Origin of the sequence: Pseudoalteromonas sp. CNAT2-18.1 (assembly GCF_022347865.1) — a bacterium.
Classification (GTDB): Bacteria; Pseudomonadota; Gammaproteobacteria; order Enterobacterales; family Alteromonadaceae; genus Pseudoalteromonas; species Pseudoalteromonas ruthenica.
In genome coordinates, this window is record NZ_JAKRFR010000004.1 from 409,505 (window position 1) to 428,205 (window position 18,701).

Consider the following 18,701-nt stretch of genomic DNA (forward strand, 5'->3'; position numbering starts at 1 on the left):
ATGTAAGCTAAATGGCTGACAGTTTAGCTTTTGGTATCCTGCTAGAAGGCGCAAATCAAAGGCTGCAAAATCGTGCCCCCAAGTTTTTGTAAGCAAATATAGATTTAATTGCAGTGGGCACTAGACGGCAGCAGAATATTTGCATAGAATAACAATGACAGCGCTGTCATTGTTATTGATAATTAATTGTGACCCTTGAAAAGATACAAACGCTTCTGCCCGATGCTCTGTATTAAAGCGCCGCTCAACTATTATCTTTTGTATAAAAATAGTGCTATGAGAATAGTTGTTGTTAAAGTTATCCAAATGGGAGTAGAACAGGGGATACTTTAAGCATTTTAAAATTATTCTTACTTTTACAGGTACTTAGTCGCTCACTTAGCGGTAAGTAGAATCAAAACTGCCCTCTTATTTACCTTAATCAGAAACCAAGTTGCCAATTAGGCTTTACTTTTGTTGTCACATTTGTGTTATATTCATCTCGATTTCACACTAGCAGAGCTAAATTCACCTCTATTAAATGTTCACTAAATCATAGAGTTAAAGATTAACTCGCGGTTTTTTTAAACAAAAAAGCCAAAAAGATGTAGCGGAATTGTAATTTAGGGTGTATGGTTTGTTAGTAGATGACAGCGTTGTCATCATCACTGGGCAGAAGTGATAAAAAAATCAACAAAATGATTCAAGGGGAATCCTGTGTTAGCTAAAAATTTTAAAAAAAGCTTATTAGCAGTGAATATCGGCCTTGCTATGGGTGCTGGTTTTTCCGGCGCAGCAGTAGCGGCTGATGCACAAACTCAAGCAAAAGAAGATGTTGAAGTAATTGAAGTGCGCGGTATCCGCCGCTCATTAGAAGCGTCAATGAATACCAAACGCTTTGCTAATGCCGTGGTAGACGCGGTGTCAGCAGAGGACATTGGTGAATTTCCTGATAATAACCTCGCCGAGGCTCTAGGTCGTGTGCCTGGTGTTACTGTTTCTCGTCAGTTTGGTGAAGGTTCAGCCGTCTCTATCCGTGGTGCGTCAAACTCGCTGACATTAACCACGCTAAATGGTCAGAATGTGGCCTCTACAGGCTGGTATTCACAACAAGCCATTGACCGTACCTTCAACTACTCTATGCTTCCACCAGAAATGATCGCTGATATGGAAGTATACAAGTCATCGCAAGCAGACCTGTTAGAAGGTGGTGTTGGCGGTACTGTAATCGTAAATACCCGCAAGCCTCTAGATTTAGAGCCAATGACTATTTTTGGCAGCGTTAAAGGTTCGGGTTCTAGCCAGTCAGATGAAATTGATCCAACCGTTTCTGGGTTAGTCAGCTGGAAAAACGAAGCTGAGAATTTTGGTGCATTAATTTCTGTTGCACAATCGGACTATACACTGGAACGTCGCGGTGATGAGGCGTTACCTATTTGGGGTGGTCGTATTGCGCCAACTGCTTTTGTGCAAGAGCGTGAGCGCACAGCCTATGATATCCAGCTTCAATACGCACCAACTGATGCACTTGAGTTCGGCGTACACTATATGAATCTTGAGTTGGGTGCAGATGGCGTAAATAATCAAGTATGGATCCCACAAGATACGTCTAACTGCGAAGCGCTGAATGCTGATGGTGTGCCAGAGCGTTGTACTTCATCGCAACAGTGGTTTGATGACACAGGTTTAGGTGCAAACAGCTATTGGGACGTGCGTCCACGTAACGCAACAATGGAAACTGAACTGATTGCCGCAGACATGAAGTTCTTAGGCGATGGCTTCACGGTTGAAGTTCAAGTGGGTACATCAGAAGCCACGGGTGGTACCAATTTTGAAACCAACGTTGCTTATATTTCGGGCCTAGGCGGCTCGGTAGGCACACTTGATGGCACGGGCACGAATTGGATTTTTGATACCGAAGACCAATCTTATCCATTGCCTGCGGCTGGCGAGTACGTTGGCTGGGAAGGTTTACAGCCGGGCGCGATTGTTAATGAGCCGCGTACGGATGAAGAAACGTATGCACAGGTAGATGTAGAGTTCGAAACAGACTTTGAATACATCACGTCAATTAAAACCGGTTTACGTTGGTCCGATCACGATGTTGTTCGTGACAAAAACCGTCCAAACTTGAACTTTGATGGTGCTGCAGAGGCTGAAATCGTTGATGCTGACCGCTTCACCGATGGCCGAATTGATGCTGGCATGAGCGATATCTCTATCCCTAATGGTGATGGCGCTGAGATGATTGCTTATACTCAAGAGTTTATCGAAAGCTGGGCTCGTGAACGCTCAGGATATGCATCACTAAACGAAGAAACGGTTGCTGCCTATGTAATGGCTAATTACTCAGGTGAAAATTTCCGTGGTAACTTCGGTTTACGTTACGTGTCAACTGAAGCAACCTCGCAAGCCTATGCTTTAGCACCTGGTTTTGTCGACCCAACGCATGCATTTAATAATGGTTATTCGACAGCTTTAACAACTGAAGAGCATGACTATTCAGAGGTTTTACCTAGCTTTAACTTGGCTTATGACCTTTCTCAAGACATGATCTTACGTGTATCTGCTGCGACCGTTATTTCTCGTCCAAACTACAATGACATGTTCAGTAACGCTGCATTAGCAGGTTATGACGACAACGACGATAACAACCAGTCGGTCACCAAAGGTACTCCGTCACTGAGCCCATTTAAAGCGAACCAAGCTGATGTTGGTGTTGAGTATTACTACGCACCGTCTAGCTTAATTGCAGGTAGCTTCTTTTGGAAAGACGTTGACACCTTTACCACAAATACAGAACAACCAGGTCAAAGTATTGGTATCGTTGACCCAGGAACAAACACCGACAACTGGCGTGTAGAAACGTACACAGACGGTGACGGTGGCACCATTTATGGTGCAGAGTTCCAGTTGCAGCATACGTTTGATAACGGTTTCGGGGCTGTTGTAAACTACACTTACTCTGATTCAGATGCCAATGCAGAGAACTTCGTAGATGGTAACTCTGTATTCTCTGATGCATCAGAGCACACAGTGAACACAGTGGCGTTTTATGAGACCGACGCACTATCATTACGTGCAGCCTATACTTGGCGTTCAGAGTACATGATTCGTGAAACGGGCTTCTACGGTAGTCGTCTACATGAAGACTTTGGAACATTGGACTTAAGTGCGAGTTACGATATCAACGAGAACTTCACTATTATCGCCGATGTTACAAACCTTCTAGAGGAAGACAGCATCCAGGTTGGTAACCACCAAAACTGGACTGACACTGATAACCCACGCTTCAGTCGTGGATACCCAGCGTATAATTATCAGGGTGAGTCGCGTTACTCTGTTGGTTTACAATTCCGCTTCTAAAGCGATATTGTTGATAAAACCCGAGCTCATGCTCGGGTTTTTTGTTTAGGCTAGTGGCAGTTTGAAAATGAAAAAGTTGAGAAAAGTCGTTATTGTCGGTGGTGGTACATCTGGTTGGTTGGCTGCAAATCACATTGGCAAGAGACTATTAGGCAGCGATATTGAGGTGTGCTTAATTGAGTCACCTACTATTCCAACCATTGGCGTCGGTGAGGGCACTGTGCCGATGATGGTCAGTACCTTACAAAGTTTTGGTATTTCCGAGCAAACCTTTATTACCCAGTGCGATGCGACGTTTAAACAATCAATAAAGTTCATAAACTGGCTTGATAAACAACACCATGGTGAACATAACTATTATCATCACTTGTTCGAATACCCCTTTCCAAATAATCAAGATGTCACGCAAACTTGGCTCAGTGACACAACAACCGCCTCATTCGCCGAAACCGTTTCGTTTCAACATATGCTCTGTGAGCACGGTGTCGGCCCTAAGGCAATAACTCAAGCGCAATACACTGGCCACGCCAGTTATGCCTATCACCTCAATGCGCTCAAGTTTGCCCAACTATTAAAGGACAATGCCACATCTCGGTTCAACGTGAAGTTACTGAAAACCAACGTTACAGCGGTAAAGTGCAATGATGAAGGCTACATCAGTGAGCTGCAAACCGACGATAGTGGCCAAGTCAGCGGCGATTTTTTTGTTGATTGCAGTGGCTTTTCGAGCATTTTGCATCGACAAGCCTTGGGCGTTAAATCAGTGGATGTAAGTGCTCAGCTGCCGATTGATAAAGCCATTACGGCCCAAGTCCCGACCTCTGCAGATGATGCGATCCCACCTTACACGCTGGCCACAGCACATCAGGCCGGGTGGATATGGGACATTGCCCTGACCACACGACGTGGAACCGGCTTTGTGTATGCCAGTGACCATTTAACAAAAGAGCAGGCATATACCAAATTTGAACGTTATTTAGGTCAGCCGTTATCTGGCTTAAAAGTACGAGAAATTGACATGAAAGCGGGGTTCGCTGAGCGGGCTTGGCATAAGAATTGTGTGGCTTTAGGGCTTGCTCAAGGTTTTGTTGAGCCTTTAGAGGCTACCTCCATTCTGCTGACTGACTTTAGTGCAAAGCTGTTGGCTGAGAATTTGCCGGTGCAGCATCATGCGCTAGCGTTAGCCGCTAAGAAGTATAACGAAATTGTCGATTATGCATGGCGCCGAGTCGTCGACTTTATCCAATTGCACTATTATCTTTCAGATCGTCAAGACTCTGCATTCTGGCGGGCAATGAAGTCAACTGACAGCATGTCTGTGGTGCTCAAAGAACGTCTTGCGTTGTGGCAATACCAAGTCCCTAAAAAGTCTGACTTTAACTCTAAATATGAAGTGTTTGAGCTAGAGAACTACTTGTACATTCTTTATGGTATGCATTTTAAGCCATGCGCTCATTTAGTTGCCAAGCCTGAGCATAAAGAGTTGATTGCTATGTTAACAAGCTATGGTGAGCAGCTACTAAAGCAGCTGCCTAAACACCGAGCCTTGCTTAACAATATAGCCCAACATGGGCTGCAGAAAATTTAGCTTTTACACGATGCACCTAACGCTTCGAGCAATGCTCTGTTTGACAAGAGCTTGCTTGCAGCACTGCGTTTTTGTGCGGCGATTGAGGCAAATGCCTTGTCGATGATCTCCTCGTTGATTGGCGCTTTTTCAACGTAGTCAGGTAAAAACTCTAATCCATAGAGAATGTATTGCCAACTAGCGAGAGTAAACAGGTCGTATTTGTAGGGTAAGTCGCCATCGGTAATACCGTAATGCTGCCAAGCCTTGAGCTTTTCCTGTAGTGAGGCAGGAATGGTCTCGGGGTTTTTCTGCTCTCGCCAAAAAGGCGTATCATCGCGCTTGGTGAGACAATAATGCAACTTAATGAAATCGATAATGTTGTCCCAACGGGATGTGAAAATACGATTGTATTGCTTTTCTCTCTCTAGCATCGCTTCTCGAGTTGCAGGGAAGCGGGCGGCAAGAGAGCGCACTCCCGCCTCAACCATGGCTATAGCGGTTGCTTCCAGAGGCTCGACAAAGCCACTGGAAAAACCGATAGCACAGCAGTTCTTGGCCCACGATTTTTCTCGGTAGCCGGTTTTGAAGCTGATATGACGATAGCGCTTCTCACTATCATGGGCAATACCATGATAATCGCACAAGGTTTTCTCAGCCTGCTCTTTGGAGCAGTAGTGTGAATTGTAAACATAACCGGTGCCTCGGCGATTTTGTAAGGCAATATCCCAAATCCATCCGGCGTCTTGCGCCGTGGACACCGTATGGGTCGTGATAGGGGTCTCGGCATCGGCATATTCCACAGGTAACACAACGGCGGTATCGACTGTGAGGTAGTGGCTCTTATCAACAAAGGGCACCTTTAAAGCTTTTGCTAACAGCAAAGAGGAGAAGCCCGTACAGTCGACAAAAAAATCAGCATCATGCTGGCGTTGCTGCTTATCAACTAAGTGTGCGATGAAACCTTGCTCATCAAGCTCTACTTGCTCAATATCTGCAACAATATGCTCAACCTGTAACTTGTTCATTGCATGCTTTTTGAGTAATTGACCCAGCTTTGCGGCATCGAGGTGGTATGCATACTTGGCAAGCCAAGCATATTCTCCCGTCTCAGGTGTCTTAGGTGCGAGGTTTTCGTCGCACAGGAATGACTGCACAGACGTCGCGTGGGCAAAATCTTGTTGCATCGTGCCTTGATGTTTTCGGCTCACCCAATATGCGCTCAAATCAAGGCCTTTTGGTTTGGCGGGGGGATCAAAAGGGTGGTAATAGGCATGAGGTTTTTCGCTTGGGTTATACAGCCAATTTTTAAAAAGAGCACCTTGCTTAAAGCTGGCGTCACACTCAGCGATAAACTCTTTTTCAGAAAGGCCAATCTCATACAAGGTATTGACGATAGTAGGGAAGGTGCCTTCGCCAACGCCAATTGTGGGGATAGTGTCTGACTCAATAATACTGACTTTAATATCTCGTCCGGTTCGCTTAAAACTACTGGCTAAGTAGGCTGCGCTAAGCCAGCCAGAAGTGCCACCGCCAACGACAATAACACGTGATAAATCTTTCATTCTTATTCCTTTATTTTTTATTCTAAGTAGAAAAAGGAAGCGACACTCAGGCGACCATTATCTATATCATCCTGCTGATTATGTTGTCCCTTTAAATCAGCGCTGTGCAATATATTGCCTTGATAAATAATGATTCTATTGAATTTCGCCGGCACACTCAGTACTCGCTCGAAAAGGTCAGAGTCGCCCTGAATATAACCATCAAAACTATGTGCATGATGCTGAATTGATTTAAGCATGTTTTTGACAGCGTTGTCATCACTAAACTGCGCCATCCCCGTTGGCCGGTAGCAGTAAAAGGAGGTGCCGCCATGTTGCTCAGAGCATAAATAGTGCACGGTTGCATAGTCTTTATTATCTAAGCTATCGATATGGGGGGCTTTTTGAAAGAGCGAAAGTTGAGACTCTTTCACCGTGGTCAGAGATAACTCGTTTCTGTAAATATCTACTTTACCGTCAAGTTGCAACACTCCTCTGTCGCGCAGACTATTGAGTAATTCTGATAGCGCGCGTTTATAGGGTAAAGGCATTTTGTCGCGTTTACCTGGATAAAAAGAGCGGTCCGTTCCCGGAGGGTTAAAGTATGCGGTGGTTTTGGCATAGTGAATGACTTGTTCAGGGTTAGCTAAGAAGTCATCAACGACGACCACGCTTTCATTGGTTGCAGGAATTGCAATGACGTTCGCTTGGTAATCTAAATTCAGTGTATACATTGGTTTTTGCTTGTAACGGGTTAGACAGCATTATGTTAGCCAAAATCAATTGGAGTCAAATGCGATGTTCCGTTGCCACAAAATTTTCACTTCCTTTTTCCTAGTAAAACCGCTAGCCTTAGTGCCACTAGATAAGTAACAAATACGTAAAATTAATGGAGCAGTAATATGGCGGAGCAACAAGTGCAGCCTTTGCATAACGAAAAACATGCCAACACAAAAATCAAAAATGGCATTAACCTAGAATTTTTGAAAACTCAGCACCTCGTTCCTGTAGTTGCTCACGAGTTTGGTCGTGTTGCTAACGAATTTCCGATGGCATTCGTTAAAAATAATGAAACTGGTAAATTCCAAGCGGTAGCGATTTTTGGACTTGAACCAGGTGAAAACCTATTTGTAGATGGCGATCAGTGGGTAGCAGGTTTTGCCCCATTAGCTGTGACTCGCTATCCGCTAGGTCTTGTTAAGCACCCAGAAGAAGAGCAGTACGGTGTAGTTATCGATGAAGCTAGCCCGTTGGTAGGCGAGGAAGACGGTAATGCGCTGTTTGAAAATGGCGAAGAAACTGAATACCTGAAGCGTCGTAAAGATGCACTTGTGTCGTTCATTGAATTCTCAGGTGTGACTGAAACCTTCACTCAGTATCTTGCAGATAAAGAGCTATTGGTACCACAAACGCTGACTGTGGATATCAAAGGCGAAAAGAAAGATATCTCAGGTATCTATCTAATTGATGAGAAAAAGTTAAATGAGCTAAGCGACGAAGCTTTCCTAGAGCTTCGCAAGCGCGGTTACTTAGCGCCTATTTATTCGTTCCTAACGTCTACTCACCAAGTGGGCCGTCTGGCGCGTTTAAAAGCTCAGCGTGATGCTGACGCATAAATCGTATAAAGCGTGAAAAAGCCCAGCAATTGCTGGGCTTTTTTGTACCCGCTTGTTCAGTTATTACACGAATATGAAAATTGGACCAAAGTTTTATCTCTTTACCCTTGAGTAACGTCGGCCCATGTGAAAAAATTTGAGTTTATTTTGTAACCCCAACTCAGACACGAGGAATCAATTATGCGCATCATCCTATTAGGCGCACCCGGTGCAGGTAAAGGCACGCAAGCTCAGTTTTTAATGGACAAATACAACATTCCGCAAATCTCTACCGGCGATATGTTGCGCGCAGCTATTAAAGAGGGCACACCGCTTGGCTTAGAAGCGAAAAAGGTGATGGATGCCGGACAACTTGTGTCTGACGAGATTATTATTGGTCTTGTAAAAGAGCGTGTCGCTAAGGCTGATTGTGAAAACGGTTTCTTGCTAGATGGTTTCCCACGTACCATCCCTCAAGCCGATGCAATGAAAGAAAATGGCATCGATGTCGATCACGTGATTGAGTTCGATGTGGCTGATGAAGTGATTGTTGAGCGTATGGGCGGACGTCGTGTTCACCCAGGTTCTGGTCGTGTTTACCATGTGGTTTACAATCCACCTAAGGTGGACGGCAAAGATGATGTCACCGGTGAAGATTTGATCATCCGTGACGATGATACTGAAGAGACAGTACGCAAACGTCTCGCTATATATCACGAGCAAACTAAGCCGTTAGTTGATTATTATCAAAAAGAAGCGGCTGCTGGCAACACTCAGTACCATAAACTCGATGGTACCCAAGCTGTTGAAGCAGTCAGCCAGCAGTTAGCCGAACTGCTAGGCTAACCCCGCACTAAAAAAACCGCCTTCAGGCGGTTTTTTTTGATCTTAGCGATTGTTTTCAAAGTATAATCACTTTTAATTTAGCGTTTAGGACTTCATTGCTATGTCACTTGCTTTATCGCAAAGCGCCAGCCGTTACGGGGTGCTGTTAGTTAATCTTGGTACCCCTGATGCGCCCACGTCAAAAGCCGTTCGTGTTTATTTGCGCGAGTTTTTATCCGACACTCGCGTCGTAGAGATACCGCCAGCTGTGTGGTTTTTTATTCTCAACGGCATCATTCTTCCTATTCGCTCGCCCAAGGTGGCTAAAGCATACGCATCAATATGGCAGGAGCAAGGCTCGCCGCTGCGCGCAATTACGGAGCAACAAAGCATTGCCTTGCGGCAGCACTTAGAACAAGGGACGGGAGAGGCCATTCACGTCGACTATGCCATGACCTATGGTAACCCCAGCATCGCTAGCCGTATTAAAGATATGCAGGCGCGTGGCATCGATAAAATAGCGGTGTTGCCACTGTATCCACAGTACTCTGCGACAACCACGGCTGCGGTATTCGACAAGCTGATGGCGCATCTAAAAACCGTGCGTAACTTACCGGAAATTCGTTTCCTTAAGCACTACTACGAGAAGCCTAGCTATATTAATGCATTGGCGCAATCTATTGCCGATTACCGCGCTCAGCATGGCGAGGCGGATAAACTGATTTTCTCTTTTCATGGCATCCCTAAGCGCTGTGTTAAAAAAGGCGATCCTTACTTTGAGCATTGCCAGGCTACAGCGCAAAATACAGCAGCCAAGTTGGGGCTCAGTGATGAGCAATGGATGATGACCTTCCAATCGCGTTTTGGTGCTGAAGAGTGGTTAAAACCCTATACCGATGAAACTTTGGAAGCGTTGCCAGATCAAGGGGTGAAAACAGTGCAGGTGGTTTGCCCAGCTTTTGCTGCAGACTGCTTAGAAACCTTGGAAGAGATTTCCGTGGAAAACGCCGAAGTGTTCAAAGAGGCGGGAGGCGAGAGCCTAGACTACATTCCCGCGCTTAATGATAGCGAGGCTCATATCGCTTTACTGGCTGAGCTAGCCCAGCAGCAATTGCAGAATTGGTAATACGAAAGGCGCCACACAAGGCGCCTTTTTACTATCACCAATAAAACTGAGTCTATAAGCTATTCAGTGCTCTGATCGCATGATCGTAATTAGGCTCTTTGGATAGGTCGCTAACAAGTTGTTTGTAGATGACTTTGTGGTCTTTATCCAACACCAACACGGCACGGCTAAGCAAGCCCATATCTTTGATAAGTAAACCATACTGCTCACCGAAATCTCGCCATACCGCATCTGAGAGAGTCTCTAGCTTGTCAATTCCCTCTGCGGCGCAATAACGTTTTTGCGCAAAAGGTAAATCAGTGCTGACAGTTAACATAGCGACTTGAGGGAATTCGCTGGCCACTTTTTCATTGAAGTGCTTTGTTTGAATACTGCACACGCCAGTGTCTAAGCTCGGAACTACACTCAATAGAACCGCTTTGCCTTGGTAGTCATTTAAGCTGCGAGGTTCAAATTGGGCATTCACGGTACGAAAATCCGGTGCGGCATCACCCACTTTGACTCCTTTGCCTAACAGGGTGACGGGCTTTCCTTGGGCTGTGACTTTACCAGCATCAATGGTATTGATAGTCTCGCTTTGCTGAGCTAGCGCTACAGTGCTGCAGGTCAACAGGGTGCACAGTGCTAATTTCTTAAACATAACGCTCTCTTTTCTATTTTCTGCAAAATCCTATGAACTATTATATCTATACGCCAGTACAAAAGGATATAGCGGCGGTGGATATTTAAATTGTGTTTATTGTTATCTTTTATTAACATTAATACAGGCTAGTTTGCGATCAACAACAATAACAACGCATTCCGATACGACTAACCACCATTCAACGATCATGCGAGTGAGGTACTGCCTGTCATGAAAACACCAGTGTTAATTTGTGATGACTCCACAGTTGCTCGCAGGCAGTTAGCCCGATCCCTACCCGAAGATTGGGAAATAAAACTGGAATACGCCGTCAACGGCGAAGACTGCCTAGACAAATTGCAGTCGTTCTCACCGGAAATCTTGTTTCTAGACCTCAACATGCCAGGCATGGATGGTTATCAAGTCTTGCAGGCTATCAAAGAGCGTAATATTCAGGTGCTCGTTGTGGTGGTCTCTGGTGATATCCAACCGACAGCGCACGAGCGTGTTCTTGCGCTTGGTGCGATTGATTTCATTGCCAAACCGTGCGATGCCAGCAAGTTAGAGCAAATTATTGATCAGCACGGCATAAAAGATAAGGCGGCACGCCAACGTTTAGCCTTGCAGCTCGGGGAACAGCTTGACCCGGATATTCGTGACATTTATCAAGAGATCACCAATGTGGCGATGGGGCAAGCGGGTGACTTGCTCGCGCGGCTACTTAATGTATTCGTAAAGCTGCCCATTCCTAATGTAAACGTACTTGAAGTGAATGAGCTGGCAATGGCACTTCGCTCAATCGACCAAAATGCGGCAACTTCAGGCATCTGTCAGGGCTTTATTGGTGGGGGGATCTCGGGCGAGGCGTTGTTATTGCTTAATGACTCCAGCTTTAAAGAAATTGCTTCACTGATGAATTACGAGGGAGAGATCACCGATGCGGTAGAGCTCGAACTATTAATGGATGTCAGCAATATTTTAGTGGGCTCGGTACTTACCGGCTTAGCCAAGCAGCTTGATGTGGGTTTTTCCCAAGGCCACCCAGTGGTGCTCGGTCAGCATCGTGAAGTTGAAGAATTGGTCTCGGCCAATCGCTCGCGTTGGCAACGTACATTGGCGATAGAAATCAGCTATGGAATCGAGGACCACGATATAAATTGCGACCTCATGTTGTTGTTCACAGAAGATTCCCTGAAAACTCTCAAATACAAAGTCGAATACCTATTGGAAGATTAATTTATGCCTGCAGCTGATTTTAATATGCACGAAATACACTGGCTCATGGATATGTTTAATACCGTGGATGTGGGCCTTGTGGTATTGGACCGCAAATACCGGGTGTGCATATGGAATGGCTTTATGGAGAATCACTCTGGGCTGCTGCCTAGTGCAGTGAAAGACAAAGACTTATTCGACTTGTTCCCCAGCATTGATGAGAAGTGGTTTCGAACCAAAACCGAGTCAGTGTTTGTACTGAAAAATCGCTCATTCACTATTTGGGAGCAAAAGCCCTATATTTTTCGCTTTAAGAACTACCGTCCGATCACTGGTAAAGCGAACCATATGTACCAAAATGCGACTTTCATCCCGTTAACCAGTACCACCGGAGATGTGACTCACGTATGCATCATTATTTATGATGTAACCGACGAGGCAGTGAATAAAATCGAATTGGAAGAAGCCAATCGTATGCTAGAGCAAATCAGTCGCACTGACGGGTTAACACAATTACCTAATCGCAGCTTTTGGGAAGAAAGTCTGCAAAAAGAGTTTAAGCGTGTGAGTCGCTCACAAGGGCATGATAGCTTGTTAATGCTAGATATCGATCACTTCAAAAATATTAACGACAGTCATGGCCATGCGGCAGGAGATGAGGCGCTAAGACACATAGCCAACATTATAAGCAACACCTTGCGCGAAAGTGACATGGCTGGGCGTTATGGCGGTGAAGAGTTTGCTATTACTTTATATGATACAGATGCAGAAGGCGCCAAAGTATTTGCCGAGCGCTTGCGGGCACAGGTTGAAAGTTCGCAAGTGGTTGTTGACGAGGAAGTCATTAAAATGACTATCAGTGTAGGGATCGCTCAGTACGACAGCGCTTTTGAGCAACATGAGCAGTGGGTCGCCGCAGCAGACAAAGCGCTGTACAAGTCGAAACAAGAAGGGCGAAACCGCATTTCTATCGCTAACAACGGCGCTTAATTAAGCGTCGCTGTTTTGCGCTGCAGGACACTGACTGAGCAGTTGGGTACTGCCATCTTGTTGCTCTTGCTCTAACCTCACTGCAAACCCCCACAACCGATATAGGTGCTTCATCACCTCATCGCTTGAGTCCGCTAAAGGAATCGATTGATGTGGTACATAACGTAAAGTTAAAGAACGATCCCCTCTAATATCAACATCATAGATCTGGATATTAGGCTCATGATTACTGAGGTTGTACTGCGCTGATAGGGTTTCCCTAATAGCTTGGTAACCCGCTTCATCGTGAATAGCCCCGACTTCCAAGTGAGGTTGTTGAGCATCATCAACGATGGAGAACAGTTTGAACTCCCGCATCATACGAGGAGAAAGGAATTGACTGATGAAACTCTCATCTTTGAAGTTTTGCATGGCAAAATGCAGGGTCTCCAGCCAATCACTGCCAGCATACTCCGGAAACCATTGTTTATCCTCATCCGTTGGGTTTTCGCAGATTCGGCGAATATCCGTCATCATGTTAAACCCTAAGGCATAAGGGTTAATCCCCGAGTAGTAGTTGCTGTTGTAGGGAGGTTGATACACCACATTAGTGTGGCTTTGCAGTACTTCGAGCATAAAGCCATCGGTGACCTTTCCTTCATCATACAGGTGATTAAGTATGGTGTAATGCCAAAAAGTAGCCCAGCCTTCATTCATTACTTGGGTCTGTTTTTGTGGATAAAAGTACTGCGAGATTTTGCGTACAATACGCACAATTTCTCGTTGCCACGGTTCCAGTAAAGGCGCATTTTTTTCGATGAAATAAAGAATATTTTCTTGCGGCTCACGAGGAAAACGCTCGCGCTTTTGTTTGCTGTGCGACTCAGTCTCTGGAATTGTGCGCCATAACTCATTAACCTGAGACTGTAAGTAGTCTGCTCGCTCTTTCTGTCGTCTCTTTTCTTCGAACAAAGAGATTTGCTGTGGCCTTTTATAGCGATCTACACCGTAATTCATTAGCGCATGGCAGGAGTCGAGAATATTCTCCACTTCATCAATGCCGTATTTTTGCTCGCATTCGGCAATGTAGTTTTTGGCAAAGAGTAAATAGTCAATAATGGAACCGGCATCCGTCCAGGCTTTAAACAGATAGTTACCCTTAAAAAATGAGTTATGGCCATAGCAGGCGTGAGCCATGACTAGGGCCTGCATCGGCATGGTGTTTTCTTCCATCAGGTATGCGATACAAGGGTTCGAGTTAATCACAATCTCATAGGCCAGTCCCATTTGTCCGCGCTTATAGTTTTGCTCAGTTTGGATAAATTTCTTACCGTACGACCAATGGTTGTAGCCAATAGGCATACCGACACTGGAGTACGCATCCATCATTTGCTCAGCGGTGATCACTTCAATTTGGTTCGGGTAAGTATCAAGCTTATAGTGTTGTGCAACGCGTTTTATTTCGTCGCGGTATTGCTCAAGCAAATCAAAGGTCCAATCTGGACCATCACTTAATGGCTTTCGAGTCATAATCGCCCCTCATTACTAGGCGCTACGCGCCGTTTTGTTGGCGTTTTTCTTAAATAGCTCTCGGAAAATAGGATAAATATCATCAACAGCACGAATGTGCTCTATGGCAAAGTTGCCGAATTGAGCCGCGAGTTGCTCATATTCTCGCCACAAGCTTTGGTGTGCACGATTGGTGATTTCGACATAGGCATAGTATCGCACCATGGGTAAGATTTTGTTGCTCAGCAAATCGGCGCATTGCGGTGAATCATCTGCCCAGTTGTCGCCATCGGACGCCTGCGCTGCGTAGATATTCCATTCACTGGATGCGTATCGCTCACTCACTATTTGATGCATCAGTTTTAATGCGCTGGAGACGATGGTGCCGCCAGTCTCTTGCGAGTAAAAAAACTCTTGTTCGTCGACCTCCTTGGCTTGAGTATGATGGCGGATATACACCACCTCAATGTTTTCATAGCTGCGGGTAAGAAATAGGTAGAGAAGAATATAAAAGCGTTTCGCCATGTCTTTGGTGGCTTGATCCATCGAACCAGAGACATCCATAAGGCAAAACATAACGGCCTTAGAAGTGGGGTGCGGACGCTTTTCGTAGTTGCGAAAGCGTAAGTCGTAATTATCAATAAAAGGCACCGCAGATATCTTTCGCTCAAGCACTTCTATCTGCTCAAGGAGCGCGTTAATTTTGGTTTGCTCTGGTACAGGGGCATGCTCAAGTTCAATCAATTGCGCTTTTAGTTCAGCGAGCTCGCGTCGCTTTGCTGCGGTCATCGCCACTCTTCGGGCAAGTGAGCCTTGTAAAGAACGAACAATATCAATATTGCTTGGCATGCCATCGCTGCAAAAACCAGCGCGGTGCGTTTTCATTTGTACCAGCTTATCGACACTGGTTTCTTGTAAGTTCGGTAGTTCTAAATCTTCAAATAATAAGTCTAGATACTCATCCTTTGAAATTGAGAATACAAATTCATCTTGCCCTTCGCCTTGATCGCTGGCTTCGCCCTCACCAGCGCCGCCGCCTTGACCCTGCGGCGGGCGTTTTATTTTATCGCCTTTATTAAATTGGTCGTTGCCCGGGTGCACCTGCTCACGATGCCCCCCGCGACCTTGATGAAAAAAAGGCTCCTTGATGTCTTTGGCGGGGATAGAAATGCTTTCCCCGCTAGAGACATCAGTAACACTGCGTTTATTTATCGCGTCTGAAACGGCTTCTTTAATTTGCTTTTTATAGCGGCGAATAAAGCGCTGTCTATTTAACGTGCTTTTATTCTTGCCGTTCAGGCGCCTGTCGATAAAGTGCGCCATAAAACCTCCCTCAACTCACTACGTGCTGGTTACTGCGATTTGCGAACGCGCAAATACCACTCAGACAGTAAGCGCACTTGTTTCTGGGTGTAGCCTTTTTCAACCATTCGGTTAACGAAGTCTTCGTGTTTTTTCTGATCCTCTGCTGATGTCTTGGTATTAAATGAGATAACCGGCAGTAAGTCCTCGGTGTTGGAGAACATTTTTTTCTCAATCACCGTGCGCAGTTTCTCGTAGCTAGTCCAAAGCGGATTCTTACCGTTGTTGTGAGCGCGCGCTCGTAAAACAAAATTAACGATCTCATTGCGGAAGTCTTTGGGGTTAGAAATACCCGCAGGTTTTTCGATCTTCTCCAGCTCAGCATTGAGTGCGGCGCGGTCGAATAGCTGCCCGGTGTCAGGGTCGCGGTATTCTTGATCTTGGATCCAAAAGTCGGCATAGGTGACGTAGCGATCGAAGATATTTTGCCCGTACTCGGAGTACGACTCTAAATAAGCTGTTTGTAGCTCTTTACCGATAAATTCGACATATTGAGGGATGAGGTAGCCTTTTAAGTGCGACAAGTAACGTTCTTGCACTTCAGCGCTGTATTGCTCCCGCTCTATCTGCTGTTCCAATACATAGAAAAGATGGACCGGATTGGCAGCCACTTCACTGTGATCAAAGTTAAACACGCGCGACAAGATTTTAAATGCAAAACGGGTTGATAACCCAGTCATGCCCTCGTCGACGCCGGCATAGTCGCGGTACTCTTGGTAGGATTTGGCTTTGGGGTCGGTATCTTTCAGGCTTTCACCATCGTAGACCCGCATTTTTGAGTAAATACTGGAGTTTTCAGGCTCTTTTAGCCGCGATAACACCGAGAACTTCGCTAAGGTTTCTAAAGTGCCTGGAGCACACGGAGCGTCGCTTAGCTCGCTGTTGTGTAGTAACTTATCGTAGATTTTTACCTCTTCAGTGACACGTAAGCAATACGGCACTTTCACAATGTAAACCCTGTCTAAAAAGGCTTCATTATTCTTATTATTCTTAAACGTTTGCCACTCTGATTCATTTGAGTGAGCCAAAATAATGCCATTAAAGGGCAGGGCGGAAATCCCCTCAGTACCGTTGTAGTTGCCTTCTTGGGTGGCAGTTAGCAGCGGATGCAGTACTTTAATGGGCGCTTTGAACATTTCGACGAATTCCATCAAGCCTTGGTTGGCAAGACATAAAGCGCCTGAGTACGCGTACGCATCTGGATCGTTTTGCGCGTAATGTTCAAGTTTACGAATATCAACTTTACCCACTAGGGCGGAGATATCTTGGTTGTTTTCATCACCAGGCTCAGTTTTGGCAATGGCCACTTGATTTAAAATAGAGGGGTAGCGCTTTACCACCTTAAATTGACTGATGTCACCATTGTATTCTTTTAATCTTTTCGCTGCCCAAGGCGACATGATGGTACGCAAATAACGCTTTTTAATGCCGTATTCTTTTTCTAGCAGTTCGCCGTCTTCAATGGCATTAAAAAGGCTCAGGGGGTGATCATTCACCGGTGAGCCTTTAAGACAATAAATAGGCACTTGTTGCATCAAGTACTTAAGCTTTTCAGCAATCGATGATTTACCGCCGCCCACAGGACCAAGCAAGTATAATACTTGTTTACACTCCTCTAGGCCTTGTGCGGCGTGTTTTAGGTAGGAAACAATCTGCTCAATGGCATCTTCCATACCATAAAACTCATTGAATGCGGGGTATCTTGGTACAACTCGGTTAGAGAAAAGCCGACTTAACACCGCATCTTGCGATGTATCGACCATTTCTGGCTCGCCTATGGCTGTTAGCAGGCGCTCTGGTGCCGTGACATAGGCTGTCTTGTCTTTTTTGCACAGCTCTAGAAACTCGCTAATGCTGTACTCTTCTTCCTGGGATGCTTCAAATCGTGATTGATAATGCTCGAAAATTGTCATACCGACCTCCAAGTTACCCGAAGCTGAGATGAAAGGGTGGAAAGATGCGACTCGGTACTTAAAGCGTAGACAGTAAAGTGAAATTTTGCGAAATATATTAGGAATTTAGTTATTCATATTTAGCGCTATGAACAGCCACAAAAAAGCCGCATGAGCATGGTGCGCATACGGCTTTTATCAACTTAGAACAAGCAGGTGAAAAAATTTCACCTATTTATATCAGCGGTTAAATTAAGCGCTGAAGTTCTGGTTTGCGAAGTCCCAGTTTACTAGCGACCAGAAGCCTTTAAGGTAATCTGGACGTACATTGCGGTAGTCAATGTAGTAAGCATGTTCCCAAAGGTCAACGGTCAGAATTGGAGTTACGCCTTGCTCAGTTAGAGGCGTAGCTGCATTTGATGTGTTAACGATATCCAATGAACCGTCTGCAGTTTTAACTAACCAAGTCCAGCTCGAACCGAAGTTGTTTACTGCTTTGTCATTGAATGCTTCTTGGAACGCTTCAAAAGAGCCCCATTTAGCGTTAATCGCATCGGCTACAGCGCCGGTTGGTGCACCACCACCGTTTGGAGAAAGGCTGTGCCAGTAGAACGTGTGGTTCCAGATCTGAGCAGCATTATTGAAAACACCGCCTTCAGATGAGCATACGATTTCTTCGAGAGATTTACCTTCGAAATCAGTACCAGCAATAAGGCCATTTAGCTTTTGCACGTAGGTGTTGTGGTGTTTACCGTGGTGATACTCAAGCGTCTCTTGAGAGATATGTGGCTCTAATGCATTGATTTCGTATGGTAGTGACGGTAGTTCAAATGCCATGTTTTTCTCCATCTATCATTATTTGAAAAAAGGGCAAGCAGCTGCGCGCGGACTGCGCAAAGTGTACTGAATGCCATTATAGTGGTACTATAATTCCTGAGTATTTTACTCAAGTTTTAGCAAACAGCAACGCCAAAACGGCGACAAGTGCCTGATCCTGCGTTTACAGTAAACGTCTTATACGACGATTTTGCTACATCAGAGCAAAAAATATCGTGGTTGCCTTCATCACCGTCATGCTACGGTATCAACAGCGCGCTGTTTGCTTTAAAATTACTGCTAACGATAGACAT

Annotated in this window: 14 protein-coding genes; 7 read left to right on the forward strand and 7 right to left on the reverse strand. The window is 45.3% G+C overall.

Annotated elements, in window-relative coordinates; translation table 11 throughout:
- The first annotated feature begins 696 nt into the window (after positions 1–696).
- Both MHM94_RS11290 and MHM94_RS11295 read left to right on the forward strand, forming a co-directional pair.
- The gene (locus tag MHM94_RS11290) at positions 697–3,345 is read left to right on the forward strand and encodes a TonB-dependent receptor (protein WP_022946151.1); all 2,649 of its coding nucleotides are present in this window, start codon (positions 697–699) and stop codon (positions 3,343–3,345) included.
- A gap of 67 nt (positions 3,346–3,412) precedes the next feature.
- On the forward strand, positions 3,413–4,933 hold the full coding sequence (locus tag MHM94_RS11295; protein ID WP_235420093.1) for a tryptophan halogenase family protein: 1,521 nt from the start codon (positions 3,413–3,415) through the stop codon (positions 4,931–4,933).
- Here MHM94_RS11295 and MHM94_RS11300 read toward each other — a convergent pair.
- Positions 4,930–6,477, reverse strand: a complete 1,548-nt coding sequence (locus tag MHM94_RS11300) for a tryptophan halogenase family protein (protein ID WP_235420094.1) — start codon at positions 6,475–6,477, stop codon at positions 4,930–4,932. The two genes, MHM94_RS11295 and MHM94_RS11300, sit on opposite strands and share 4 nt — an antisense overlap.
- 17 nt (positions 6,478–6,494) lie before the next feature.
- Positions 6,495–7,190 (reverse strand): DUF6445 family protein, encoded by a 696-nt coding sequence (locus MHM94_RS11305; protein ID WP_022946154.1) that lies wholly within the window; start codon positions 7,188–7,190, stop codon positions 6,495–6,497.
- 168 nt (positions 7,191–7,358) lie between these two features.
- Here MHM94_RS11305 and MHM94_RS11310 point away from each other — a divergent pair, with 168 nt between their 5' ends.
- The 3 genes from MHM94_RS11310 to hemH all read left to right on the forward strand — a co-directional run bounded on the left by MHM94_RS11310 (position 7,359) and on the right by hemH (position 10,002).
- Positions 7,359–8,072: a SapC family protein gene (locus MHM94_RS11310; protein ID WP_022946155.1), complete on the forward strand. Its 714-nt coding sequence runs from the start codon at positions 7,359–7,361 to the stop codon at positions 8,070–8,072.
- Between the two features lie 180 nt (positions 8,073–8,252).
- Complete coding sequence (gene adk / locus MHM94_RS11315; RefSeq protein ID WP_022946156.1) at positions 8,253–8,897, forward strand: adenylate kinase; 645 nt, start codon at positions 8,253–8,255, stop codon at positions 8,895–8,897.
- Between the two features lie 100 nt (positions 8,898–8,997).
- The gene (hemH, locus tag MHM94_RS11320) at positions 8,998–10,002 is read left to right on the forward strand and encodes a ferrochelatase (protein ID WP_235420095.1); all 1,005 of its coding nucleotides are present in this window, start codon (positions 8,998–9,000) and stop codon (positions 10,000–10,002) included.
- A gap of 52 nt (positions 10,003–10,054) precedes the next feature.
- On the opposite strand, the gene tpx is transcribed toward hemH, so the two are convergent.
- On the reverse strand, positions 10,055–10,642 hold the full coding sequence (gene tpx / locus MHM94_RS11325; RefSeq protein ID WP_022946158.1) for a thiol peroxidase: 588 nt from the start codon (positions 10,640–10,642) through the stop codon (positions 10,055–10,057).
- A 213-nt stretch (positions 10,643–10,855) separates the two neighbouring features.
- Between tpx and MHM94_RS11330 the strand changes: the two genes are divergently transcribed.
- Positions 10,856–11,860, forward strand: coding sequence for a response regulator (locus tag MHM94_RS11330; protein ID WP_022946159.1), 1,005 nt, complete (start codon positions 10,856–10,858; stop codon positions 11,858–11,860).
- Positions 11,861–11,863: 3 nt separating this feature from the next.
- Complete coding sequence (locus tag MHM94_RS11335; RefSeq protein WP_022946160.1) at positions 11,864–12,829, forward strand: diguanylate cyclase; 966 nt, start codon at positions 11,864–11,866, stop codon at positions 12,827–12,829.
- Here MHM94_RS11335 and MHM94_RS11340 read toward each other — a convergent pair whose 3' ends face one another.
- From MHM94_RS11340 to MHM94_RS11355, 4 genes are all read right to left on the reverse strand, one after another.
- Entirely contained in the window at positions 12,830–14,338 is a 1,509-nt protein-coding gene (locus tag MHM94_RS11340; protein ID WP_235420096.1) for a SpoVR family protein, read from the reverse strand.
- Positions 14,339–14,353: 15 nt separating this feature from the next.
- A complete protein-coding gene (locus MHM94_RS11345; RefSeq protein ID WP_045980312.1) occupies positions 14,354–15,640 on the reverse strand; it encodes a YeaH/YhbH family protein in 1,287 nt (428 codons plus the stop codon).
- A gap of 29 nt (positions 15,641–15,669) precedes the next feature.
- The gene (locus tag MHM94_RS11350; RefSeq protein ID WP_022946163.1) at positions 15,670–17,592 is read right to left on the reverse strand and encodes a PrkA family serine protein kinase; all 1,923 of its coding nucleotides are present in this window, start codon (positions 17,590–17,592) and stop codon (positions 15,670–15,672) included.
- A gap of 231 nt (positions 17,593–17,823) precedes the next feature.
- A complete protein-coding gene (locus MHM94_RS11355; RefSeq protein WP_022946164.1) occupies positions 17,824–18,408 on the reverse strand; it encodes a Fe-Mn family superoxide dismutase in 585 nt (194 codons plus the stop codon).
- Positions 18,409–18,701 lie beyond the last annotated feature (293 nt).